Origin of the sequence: Cetobacterium sp. (genome assembly GCF_051653945.1) — a bacterium.
Lineage (GTDB): Bacteria > Fusobacteriota > Fusobacteriia > Fusobacteriales > Fusobacteriaceae > Cetobacterium_A.
This window is the reverse complement of sequence record NZ_JBOFXD010000067.1, coordinates 1-11,496: the sequence shown is the minus strand read 5'-3', so window position 1 is coordinate 11,496 and position 11,496 is coordinate 1. Positions and strand designations below refer to the sequence as shown.

Sequence of the window (11,496 nt, the reverse complement as noted above, 5' to 3'; positions counted from 1 at the left end):
TTGTTGGATTGCTAACTGCAGGAAAAACTTATACAGCTCATGCAACAGTAGTAGGATCTTACGACGGATTCTAGTAGTTTTGAGAAGAATAGATTAGGGCATAGTTTCAAATACTATGCCTCTTTTCATATAGAGGGTGGTGAAAATGAAAAAACTGTTAGTGGCTATATTTTTGGTGATATCTAATTGTATACTTGCTTCTGAAATACTTGGACAAATATATAATTTAGAAAAAAGTGGAATGAGTTATAAAGGAAGAGTTGATGGACGTATCTTTAGTTATAAAAATAAGTTTAATATAAAATTAATACCTGAACGAGATATAGAGATTTTAAAAGTGAATGGAACTAAAAAAGAAAATAATGTCTACGAGATAGAAGATGGAAATTTAAATGTAGAATTTATTTATAAATCAAAGTTAGAGTCAGCAGAAGAAAAAATAGTTATAGGAAGAATTGAATACTTAAATGAAATAGGAAAAACAGATATTTTACGAGGAGAGATTGCTATAGAGTTTAGAAAAAAAGGTAAGCTATCTTTAAAAGTAAGAGGTAGTATGGATTTTGGTTTAATTCCATCAAGAGTTCCTAAAAATGGTATAAGTAGTAAAAAAAATCCTGAGATAACATTGGATTTAGGAATTGATAAAAAAGATGTAGGTAACACTAAATTATATTTTCAATATCCAAAACAAGTTGTGATGGCTGATGGACAATTGGTTGTGACATTAAATAGTAAAAATAAAGTAGATTTTTTATCAGAAAGAACAGATAAAGGTGAGAAGGTAAATATATTAGGTTTTTTTCCAAAGAAAGATGAGATTAAAGAAAAAATTATTTTAGATGGAAGAGTTTATTCAACTGTGAATAATGTAAAGCCAGGAGAGTATAAAGAAACTGTCGTAGTAAAAGCTTTTTATGAGTATTTAGATTATTCAATAGAGAAGAATAGTATTAATAGAAAAGTTATTATAAGAAGATAGGGGGGATAATATGTGGAAGACAGTGAATATTTATATTTTATTAACAACTTTGTGTTTTGGAAGCTTAGGATTTGAGGGTGAGTATAAAAATAATATAGATTTATATGAAAAAATAATTAAAGAAAATATAGAAGAAGAGTATTTAAATAATAACTTAGGAATTGATGTTAGAGTAGTTGAATCTTTAAATATTATAGTTAATAAAGTAAAGGCGAATAAAGAGATATATTTAGAAAATAAACATCTAAAAAGATTAGTCCAAATTAAAGGAAGTGCGGCAGAGAATACTTCATTAAAGCTTGAAAAGGAGCAAAGAAAAAAAGTTATTGCAAATTGTGATAGTTCTAAATGGTAAAAAATATAAATATAGGGGGAGAAAATGATGCGATTGCAAAAAACAGTATTAATATTTTGTATTTTAAAAGCCGCTCTTTTTTCCGCTCCAGAAGAAGCCTTTGTAGAACTGGAGATGAAAGGGCAAAAAAATGAATTTTATAGAGTCTTAATAGATGATGAAACAGAGGAAATTTATATTGGAGTTGGTGAGTTTATTGATTTTACTAAAATAGATGGGCTTCGTTTTGATCGGAAAAGAAGAAGAGTAAAGGGGGCCTTAGATGCAGAAAAAGAGGTAGATGTGAGAATACCTGAAAACGCATCAATAGACTTAGACGATGATATTTTTATAAAGTTAAAAGATTTACAGGAGTATTTCTATATACCTAATTACCAATGGGATGATGAAAGATATATACTTACTCTTTTTCCAGATTTTAAAACACCTAGAGAGTACTCTTTAGAACTAAACAATCAAAGAACAAGACTGGCTATGGCTAAAAAAGAACAAGAGTTGGAAGAGGAAGGAGATTATATTTTTCAAGAAAAAAAGCTTTTAGCTCCGGGAATGTTAAAATTTATATATAGTAATTCTAATATAGAGGACAATGATTATTCATTTGATATAGATTACGGGACAGAGTTGTTATATGGGGAATTTGAGATGACTCAAAAAATATATCCGGAAAGTGACCTTGATTATATTAGGTTAAGATATAAAGAGGTTTTTGGTGAGTATTATTTAATTTTTGGTGATTTTTATTTAGAGAGTGACTCCATATTTGATGCTGAGAGAAACCTTAGAGGTATCAGTTTTTCCAAAAATGAATATTACGGAACGGCAGTAGACAATAGAACAATAATAGAGGGAGAGGCTCAAAATTCTAATTTAGTCGAATTATATAGAAATGGAAATTTAGAAGATTTTGAGTTACCTACAGATAATAAATTTAAATTTACTCCTTTAAATATATCCTCTTCAGATAACTATACAATAAAAATTTATTATAAGGATGGTAGAGTAGAAGTTAAAGATATCTATGTTTTAGGAAACCAAAATATATTAAATAAGGGTGAAAACGACTTTGTAATTCAAGGTGGAATAGGAAATGATGAGAAAAAGAATCAGTATCTAGCAAAGTATAAATACGGTTTAACTAAAAATATAACAACAACTATAGGAACATCATTTTTAGAAAATAGGGATGGTGTAAAGTATGATGTACTAGAAGCTGGAGTGGCGTATAGATTTGGATTAGAGAAATATCCGACGTTAATCTCAGGAACCCTTTTAGAGGAGTTCAATTCAGAGAGTATGGGATTTAAAGGTATTTTAGAACAAAAATTGCCGTGGGACAGTAACCTGATTATTAGATACGAAGATTATAATATAGAGATATCAGATAGACTAAGAAAAGACTATTCATACAATGTGGATTTAAGTAAGAACTTTAGGCGTTTTACAGGGAGTGTAGGTTATTTTGCTAATACTTATGAAGATGAAAATCTTTATCAGATATACTTAAATTTAGATTACACTATAAGTAGAAACTTTAGAATGAGTTTATCAAATGAATATTATGAATATTCATCTACAAATGAGGTAAAATCAAATGGATATGGAACACAGATAAAGCTTAATTATAATGGGATAAAAGGGATAGCAGCGATTTTAGAAGGAAAAATAAATTATCAAGAAGATAAAGTTATAGATGATGAAATAAAATTGAGTTTAGTAAAACCTACTTCAGAAGATAGTTTTTTTAAAAATGTTGATGCAGCTTTTGAAGTTGGACATTCAAAAGAAAAGGGGGCATTTTTTGAAGTAAGATTTACATACCTATTTGATAATAATATATATATTGAGTTCCCAGACATAAAAACAGACAATAAAGAAACAATAATAGGTGGAAGAATAGAGAAGACCGTTTATTTAGGAAATCCATTATTGCCGATAAACAACAATAATGTAACAGATGGTTGGGTTGAAGGGAAGGTATTTGTAGATGAAAACGCAAATGGAGTTATGGACGAAAATGAAGATATATACGAAGGAGCAGAAGTAACTACATCAGGTGGATCACATAGAGTAAAAGAAAATGGAAAATATATAATTGGAAATATAAGTGGTGGAGAATTACATTCAATAGATGTGAATAGAGAATCAATTGATCCCATGCTTACTCAAGGTAAGGAGATAATAAAATATAAAGGATCAATATCTTCTGGAGTTAAGGTTGATATTCCTCTAGTTCCAATCTCTTTAATAAGTGGTTATATTGAAAGTGATGTAGGTGTGGATGAAAGAAGATATGATGGGTTAATAGCTAACTTAGATATAGTTTTAAAGAGAGGAGATGAAGAATTAAAAAGATCAGTAACAGAGATAGATGGGTACTATTTCTTTGAGGATATTTTACCGGGAGAGTACACAGTAGAAATTATTCCAAATAGTAAAAGGTACAAAGGAGAGTTCGATAAAAAAGAGCTTAAAGTAAGTGTAAAAAGTGGACGTGAAGGAGATTACTATGAGGATAATAACTTCCTAGTAAAAAATATAGAAATAGTTGAAAGTGAAATTTTAGATGATGAAGACAAAATTGTAGAAAGTAAAAAAAGCGAAGAAAAAGATGAAAAATCACAAGAACTAGTTCAAGAAAAGATATCGGAGGGAAAAGATGAAAAAAATAGTTAAAATAATAGTGTTTATGTTGTTAGTTTTTAGTATATGCTTTTCTATTGAAAGAGATCCAAGAGAGCAAAAGCTAACATATTTAATTGGAGAAAAGGTGGATAATTTTGAAGTGACTTCATTGGATGGCGAAAAAACTATAAAACTTGAAGATTTAAAAGGAAAAAAAGTATTTTTAAATTTTACAACAACATGGTGTCCTGATTGTATAAAAGAAAAAGAGATTTTAGGACCTGAGTATGATAAAAAGTATAAAGATAGTAACATTGAGTTTATAATTGTATTTGGACCTTACAAGAGTGACAATAAAGAAAAAGTAGAAGAATACATGAGAAAAAATGGTTATACTTTTACTCCATATTATGATACAGAGGACAAATCTCTTTATAAGCAGTTTGGAATTATAAATATTCCAACAACATTTTTAATAAATGAAGAGGGAGTTTTAGAGGATGTCAATGTAGAAACAGGATATAAACATATGAAGATGTTCAAATAGTGTGAAAAAAATAAATAAAAATAAAAATAAATTTTCATAGTGAAAAAAAAGAATAAATAAATAAATTTTTTTTCATAAAGACTAATTGAAAGAAAAGAGATACAATACCTCATACAAAAAATTATTGGGGAGGATATGTTGAATGGTAATAAATGAAAGATGTATAAATATTTTATCTGTTTTAAATGAAACAAATGAGTTTACTTTAAAAAAACTTTCTGAAAACTTCAATGTCCACACACGAACAATAAGATACGATATAGATAATATAAACTATATTTTAAAAATGTATAAATTAGATACGATAAAAAAATGTGAAAAAGGAGTTTTCACAGTAAATTTAAAAAATAGTGAGATAAATAAAATAATTAATGATTTTAGTGGAATGTTTTCTGAAAATAGAAGGAGGTATTTAAAACTTAAACTTTTTTCAAAGGAGATTATAAATTTAACAAAAGAAGCTGAGTATTTAAATAGCTCTAGAACGACATTAAAAAAAGATTTAATTATAGTGAAAGAAGAGTTGAAAAAAGTATTTATAGAGATAAAAGAGCTTCCGTCAAAGGGGATAAAACTAACAGGAGATGATGAGTATATTGTTCAAGCTCTAGAAAAAGAGATCTATGAGATTATAGAAAAACAGTTTATAAATCTTCCAAGTTTAATAAAAAATATAATTGGAAAGATTGTTGGAGATATAGCCCCAGATATTTTAAAAGATAGAGTTAAAGAGGTGTTGGGTGAAGAGTATACTCTGACCTATTACAATAAAGTGTTTTGTAAGTTGGCATCTATAAATACAAGACATAAATTGGAAAAAGGTCTAAAAAAATACAATACAGAGGAGATAACAGAATTTATTCTTTGTGAATTAGGAGAGGAGTTTATAAAAAAGTTGTTGCTGAAAGTAAAAAGGTAGATGACAAGAAAGGTAAAATATTTGAGATAAAAGATGTTTTGCACGAAGTTATTACTGAACTAGAGTTAGAGGATGAAGAGAGCCTTATGGAGAGTTTACTATTTGAGATAAATGAGGTAAGAGAAAGAATTCCAATTCCAGAGAAGATGTGTGAAACAAACTTTTATAAAGAGTTTTCAGAGAAAATAAAAAATACGGAATTAATAAAAAAAGATATTCAAAGTATATTTTATATCCTATATAACAGTATGTTATTTAAAAATTATAAATTTTTTAAAGAGATGAAAATACTATTTGTTTCAGATGAAGTGGATAGTGTAAAAAATATTATTTTAAATAAATTAAAAAATATGTTTAATTTTAAAGAGGTTGATAAAGTTTCATCACATATTTTTGAAATATTTGGCTGTGAAAAGGAATATGACTTAATAATATCAAGTGGAAATATAAATGATATATTAGAAACACCTGTTTATAGAATAAATAGATTTCCATTGGAATCCAATTTACTTGATTTAAAATTCTTTATTTTAAAAAATAGAAAATAATTAAAAAGGATTAAATCCATCTGGATTTAATCCTTTTTATGCTTTAAGAGGTACAATTTTTTTGAAGTTAGGAATTGGGAAATATAGATTTTTAATAGGAATCTGATTATTAAAAATATGTATATTTTCCACTGTAATAATTTGTTCAATAATATTATATTTTCGATATTCATTAAACTCTTTTATATTTATGTAGTTAGATATTTTGATATTGTGTTTTTTATAGATTTCTTCTATAAGTGTTGGAAGTATTGATGAAGGTAGAGTTTTAAAAATAAAAATATTATGAGAGAGCTTAGGCTTAGTCTCAGAAAAATAATACCAAATAAAAATACTTTCAAAAATAGAAAATTTAGGTAGAATTTGATTAATCTCTTTAGTCATTTCAACTATGTTAGAGTTTGAAAAATAATTGAGATTTAAATCTAGAAAAGTAAAATCCTCTACATAAAAGATATCTTTAAGGTAGCTATAACTAATCCAAGGGTTAATAATCTTAAAAAAATCCAAACTTTCATAGATATGATTACCTATATATTTAGCAAATATAGGTTGAGTATCTTTAGCTATACTTTGAACAAATTTCTCAAAACGAGTTTTAGAACATTTAAAAATATCAATTGAATCAAAGAATGAATTAAGTGAAGCTGAAGATAAATCCTTAAAAACACTATTTTTTAAAAAGTTAAAAATTTCATAAAAGTAATCTTCATCATAGTATTTTGGTTTATATTTTAACGCATCTTCAAGAGAAATATCGGCGATTTTTTTTTCTTTTTCGTCAGCCTTAAAGGCAAGATAAAAACAAAATAAAGATATTTCAGAGTGAAGAACTGTAGTAGAATTAATTGATTTAATAAACCTAGATATATCTTTTCTTAATTTATAGAAATTTTCAACTTTTAAAAATCCAAGCAGTTCATTTCTTAATTGTTTAGGAAGAAAATCTTTCTCAATAAGAAATTTAAAAGCTAAATAATACTTAAAATTTTTTATTGAAAAAGGAGTTCCAAGAAGTATTAACCCTTTATTGGTAACCTTAATTTTAAGATTATATGGAGCAAGTATATTTGAAATTTCATCCAAATAGTTATTTAAGTTTCGTTTTGTTAAGTCTAAGTTTTCGCAAATATGAGATAGTATAATGTGTTGATCTTTTATTAAATGAAATATGACATAAAAGATTTTTTGATTTTTAGTAAATTGTTGTAAATTTTTTAAAATATTTTTAGCATTTGAAAAATTACGAATCTTTTCTATAACAAGTTCACTTCTTAAGTCACGAGATGGTTCAAAAAAAAGTTCACAATAAATATCTTCAAGATAAAGCTTCGTATGTTGTTGAGAAAGTAAAAAAATATCGCTAATATCTTTAATTGTAGACACTTGGTTATTTTTAATAACTTTCAAAATTTGAAGATGTTTGCTATTTATATACATAGATTCCCCCCGATTATAACATGAAATAAATAAAAACAGTGCGACAATATTTACTGTTTTTTTATTTGTTTCCTTTTTTCAAAAAATAAGAGTATAATTTTGACTTTTTTCATGTTAAAAATAGATAAAATAAAAATTATAAAAAAATAGATAATAAAAAAATAGTACTGATGGATATGAAAAATTGTTCTATTAGTACTTTTTTTATTTTGTTCTAAAACTTTTTTTCAATAAAAAGGAACGAAAAGAAAAAAATCGAAAAATAGTATAAATAAAAATATTTTAAGAGGGGTGAAGTTAATGAGTGATAAAAAATACCTTAAACAGATACTACTTTTATCAGCATTTCTTATTGTAGTACGGAGTGCTTACACTGAAGAGAAACTAGATAACCAAATTATTTTAAAAGAGATTTCCACAGATACTGATGCACAAATTAATTTAGACAAATCATATGAAGAAGAAGATTTAATCACACCAGGTAAAATAAGTTTAAAAAACAACGGGGGATATATTTATTCCATAGTTGATCCAATTCCAAGAGAGCCAAAACTTTCAATAAAAGCAAATAAAAAACAAAATATAGACTCGGAAAGAGTCGAATTTTTTATTTACACAAATTATCAAGAAGTTATAAAAAAGTGGGAGATACTAGTCTATGATGGAGAGGATGCCCATATGTTAGACCCTGTTGCTAAATTAGAGGGAACAGAGGTTGTGTTAAATAAGCCAATTATTCTTACCTATTCAAAAGAGAAAATAGAGGATGGAGATAAGTATTTTTATACTTTAAAAGTTTATGATAAAGAGGGACGTTTTGATCAAACGGCTATCTATCCAATAGAGTTTGTACCACCAATTAATGCTACTAAAAATGTTGATATAGCAAATAGTATTTACGGTGATGATGGGGCAGTTATAAGAAATATTCAATTAAGAGGTTCTAAGGTAAGAGTTTATGGAAAAGATTTGCAAGGAGTACAAAAATTATCAGTAAATAATCAACAAGTAAATTTAGACTATAAAGGAGATTTTGCCTATGAATATTATACAGATATGATAGGAGATTTAAATCTTCCTGTGCTGATGACGGATACAGAAGGAAACGAATATAATTATGGAATGGATGTGTACCTTCCATCTAACTATACTTTTGCAGTTGGAATAGCAGATTTGTTTGTTGGTAAAAACTATGTATCTGGTAGTAATGCAATTCTTCAAGATAATTATGAATATGATGAAAGTATATTCTCGTCAGGTAGATTGGCATTTTACTATAAAAGAGTTTGGGAAGATTACAGATTAACGGCTCAAGCAGATACATGGGAACAGGAAACAAAGTATTTGTTTAAGGGGTTTTCAAAAAGAAGACCAAGAGATTTATTTGAAAAACTTGAAAGAGACGACATAGAGTTCAATTTAGGAGATGGATCAACATACTACCGAGATACAGATACAGCTGGAAAATTTTATGTAAAATTAGAAAAACAAAAATCTAGTATTTTATGGGGTAGTTTTGATACAGGATTTACTGGAAATTATTATGCAGATTATAATAGAAGTTTATATGGATTTCAAGGAATCTATTCAAGTGATGAAGCTACGAGTTTTGGAGAGACTAAATCCCAGGCAAATGTATTTGTAAGTGAACCTGAAACAATGTTTACAAGAGATGAGTTTAGAGGAACTGGGGGAAGTGTTTACTTTCTGAGTTTCCAAGATATAGTCGTAGGAAGTGCTAAGGTAAAAGTTCAGGTTACAGATGGTAGAACAGGAAGAATTTTAAGAGAAGTTGTATTACAAGATGGAAGAGACTATGATGTAAATGAACTTCAAGGTAGAGTTATTTTAAAGAATCCGCTGCCAACTATAATAGCATCAACTGATGGTGGAATAATAAAAGATCAGCCATATTATGGGGATAACGTAAATTTAGTGGTAGACTATGAGTTTTATTCAAATGAAACTGATTTTGGAAAAACAACTTATGGAGTTAGAGGAAAGTCTTGGGTAACGGATAACGTAGCAATTGGTGGAACTCTGGTATCAGAGGCTAGAGGAGATAAAATTGAGGACTATGAATTACAAGGTGTTGATGTAACTTTACGGAAAACAGATAATACTTTTATGAGATTTGAATATGCTCACTCTAAGGGAACGCAGGCCTTAATAAATAACTTCTCTTTTAATGGAGGATACGACTCTTTTTTAGATAGAGATAAATATGAGGAGATAATAGGGAATCCAATGAAGTATTTCAATAATATTTCAGGGGATGCGTACTCTATTTCAGGAGAGATTGCTTTTAGAGATTTTAGTGAAAAATTTGATATGAGAGATAGTGGAACATTTTGGTATAACAGAAAAGACAAGGGATTTTCAACAGCAGGATTTTCAAATAGTAGTGAGCATGATGATTATGGATTTACAAGTGAATTTCAATTGGCAGATAAATGGGATATTGGATTTGGAGCAAATAAATTTAAAGAAAATGATTCAGACCTTTATACAGGTAATCCAATATCATTGGAAGAGGATAGAATAAATGGAACTTTAGGGTATCAATATACAGAAAAATTAAAATTATCAGTTGAATTGGAATATTTAAAAAATAGAGAAAGCGGAATAGAGAGATTTGATAATGCAGATGAAGAAGCACTTTTAGCTGGAGTTAGAGCAGACTATGAATTTCAACCAAATCGAACAATATATGGAATTGTACAAACATCAGTTTGGGATGATAACTATGGAGCAAATAATATCTATACTCTAGGAACAGATTTGAGAGTAACAGATAAGTTCCGTTTAAATGCAGAGGGAAGTACAGGAAATAAAGGGAATGGAGTGGAAGTGTTAGGAACTTATGACTTCACACCAGACCATAGCCTTTATATGGGATATGCTTTAGATGATAACAACGATTTTGGATCTAATTATGGGCAGGAGCATACTTTCACAGTTGGACAAAAATTTATATACGATCAAAAAACATCTATGTATCATGAAAATCAATTTTTAAAAGATAATGTAGGAAAAGGAATATTGCAATCTTATGGTGTAGATTATGCTTATTCTGAAGAGATTACTGTAGGGACATTAGTTCAGCAAGGAAATTTAGATACATACAGTGGTAATTTAGAAAGAACATCAGTTAGTGTTTATAGTAGATATTATGTTAGAGATTTTATGATTAGAAATAAACTTGAATTTGGAAAAGATAAAGGTGCAGGAATGTCTGCAGATAGATGGGCTACTATAAATAGAGGAAAATGGATTTTGGATGATGAGTATACTTTATTTGGAGAGTTAAACTATCTATATAGAGATGCAAAAGAGGAAAAGGATGATAGATCAGTTGAAGCTGGTTTGGGATTGGGGTATAGACCAGTTTGGAATGATAAATTAAATCTTATAGGAAAATATGAGTATGTTCAAAATATAGGAATTAATAATCAGTTTAATGCAACAAATGATACAAAGGCTCACATATTATCATTAGAAGGTATTTATGAGTTGACTCAAAGACTTGATATCGGTGGTAAATATGCCTTCCGTACTGAAGAATATCGTGCTGGAAGAGGAGAGGGAGATTGGTATAACTCTAAATTAGATTTGTATGCAGTAAGATTAAATTATGAGGTTCTTAAAAGCTGGTATGCTTTTGGTGAGTATCATATTTTAAGAGATATAACAGATGATTCTTATGAACACGGAGCACTGTTAGGAGTATATAAAGAGGTACAAGAAAACTTAAAGGTAGGGGTAGGATATAACTTTACTGAGTTTGATGACGATTTAAGTGATTTAGATTATAGTGCTAAGGGTTGGTTTATCAACGTTATTGGTAAGTTTTAGCGAGGGAGGTTATTATGAATTTAAAACATAAGGACTATGTAAAAAGTTTAATACTAATATTAGTCTTTTTTATAAATAGTTTAGTGTCAATAGCAGGGCCATTTCCAGCTGACTTAAGAGATGGCTTTTTAATACAGGATTTAGGAAGTGGAAATATAAGAGTCAATCAAATAGATTTGATTACAGGAAATGTTGTAAAATCTCAAGAGTTAGCGGTGGGTGGAA

Annotated in this window: 9 protein-coding genes; 8 read left to right on the top strand and 1 reads right to left on the bottom strand. The window is 28.1% G+C overall.

Annotated features, from left to right (window positions below; all coding sequences use genetic code 11):
* Positions 1-145 precede the first annotated feature (145 nt).
* The 6 genes from ACRC8M_RS07460 to ACRC8M_RS07435 all read left to right on the top strand — a co-directional run bounded on the left by ACRC8M_RS07460 (position 146) and on the right by ACRC8M_RS07435 (position 5,976).
* The gene (locus ACRC8M_RS07460) at positions 146-982 is read left to right on the top strand and encodes a hypothetical protein (protein WP_438528560.1); all 837 of its coding nucleotides are present in this window, start codon (positions 146-148) and stop codon (positions 980-982) included.
* A gap of 10 nt (positions 983-992) precedes the next feature.
* On the top strand, positions 993-1,337 hold the full coding sequence (locus ACRC8M_RS07455) for a hypothetical protein (protein ID WP_438528559.1): 345 nt from the start codon (positions 993-995) through the stop codon (positions 1,335-1,337).
* Between the two features lie 24 nt (positions 1,338-1,361).
* On the top strand, positions 1,362-4,013 hold the full coding sequence (locus ACRC8M_RS07450; RefSeq protein ID WP_438528558.1) for a hypothetical protein: 2,652 nt from the start codon (positions 1,362-1,364) through the stop codon (positions 4,011-4,013).
* A complete protein-coding gene (locus ACRC8M_RS07445) occupies positions 3,997-4,509 on the top strand; it encodes a peroxiredoxin family protein (RefSeq protein ID WP_438528557.1) in 513 nt (170 codons plus the stop codon). The genes ACRC8M_RS07450 and ACRC8M_RS07445 overlap by 17 nt, the downstream gene beginning before the upstream one ends.
* 142 nt (positions 4,510-4,651) lie before the next feature.
* Positions 4,652-5,428, top strand: a complete 777-nt coding sequence (locus tag ACRC8M_RS07440; protein WP_438528556.1) for an HTH domain-containing protein — start codon at positions 4,652-4,654, stop codon at positions 5,426-5,428.
* Positions 5,429-5,466: 38 nt separating this feature from the next.
* Positions 5,467-5,976: a hypothetical protein gene (locus ACRC8M_RS07435; protein WP_438528555.1), complete on the top strand. Its 510-nt coding sequence runs from the start codon at positions 5,467-5,469 to the stop codon at positions 5,974-5,976.
* A 36-nt stretch (positions 5,977-6,012) separates the two neighbouring features.
* Here ACRC8M_RS07435 and ACRC8M_RS07430 read toward each other — a convergent pair whose 3' ends face one another.
* Positions 6,013-7,416 (bottom strand): hypothetical protein, encoded by a 1,404-nt coding sequence (locus ACRC8M_RS07430; RefSeq protein WP_438528554.1) that lies wholly within the window; start codon positions 7,414-7,416, stop codon positions 6,013-6,015.
* Positions 7,417-7,716: 300 nt separating this feature from the next.
* On the opposite strand from ACRC8M_RS07430, the gene ACRC8M_RS07425 reads away from it, so the two are divergent.
* Together ACRC8M_RS07425 and ACRC8M_RS07420 are read left to right on the top strand one after the other, a co-directional pair.
* A complete protein-coding gene (locus ACRC8M_RS07425; protein WP_438528553.1) occupies positions 7,717-11,271 on the top strand; it encodes a hypothetical protein in 3,555 nt (1,184 codons plus the stop codon).
* A 14-nt stretch (positions 11,272-11,285) separates the two neighbouring features.
* Positions 11,286-11,496, top strand: a 211-nt coding sequence (locus tag ACRC8M_RS07420; protein ID WP_438528552.1) for a hypothetical protein, incomplete at its 3' end; no start/stop codon positions are given.

Excerpts from the sequence above, each read along its gene's own strand:
- ACRC8M_RS07445 (WP_438528557.1), top strand. The coding sequence starts at position 3,997 with ATGAAAAAAATAGTTAAAATAATAGTGTTTATGTTGTTAGTTTTTAGT.
- ACRC8M_RS07455 (WP_438528559.1), top strand. The coding sequence starts at position 993 with ATGTGGAAGACAGTGAATATTTATATTTTATTAACAACTTTGTGTTTT.
- ACRC8M_RS07460 (WP_438528560.1), top strand. The coding sequence starts at position 146 with ATGAAAAAACTGTTAGTGGCTATATTTTTGGTGATATCTAATTGTATA.
- ACRC8M_RS07450 (WP_438528558.1), top strand. The coding sequence starts at position 1,362 with ATGATGCGATTGCAAAAAACAGTATTAATATTTTGTATTTTAAAAGCC.
- ACRC8M_RS07425 (WP_438528553.1), top strand. The coding sequence starts at position 7,717 with ATGAGTGATAAAAAATACCTTAAACAGATACTACTTTTATCAGCATTT.
- ACRC8M_RS07430 (WP_438528554.1), bottom strand. The coding sequence starts at position 7,416 with ATGTATATAAATAGCAAACATCTTCAAATTTTGAAAGTTATTAAAAAT.
- ACRC8M_RS07440 (WP_438528556.1), top strand. The coding sequence starts at position 4,652 with ATGGTAATAAATGAAAGATGTATAAATATTTTATCTGTTTTAAATGAA.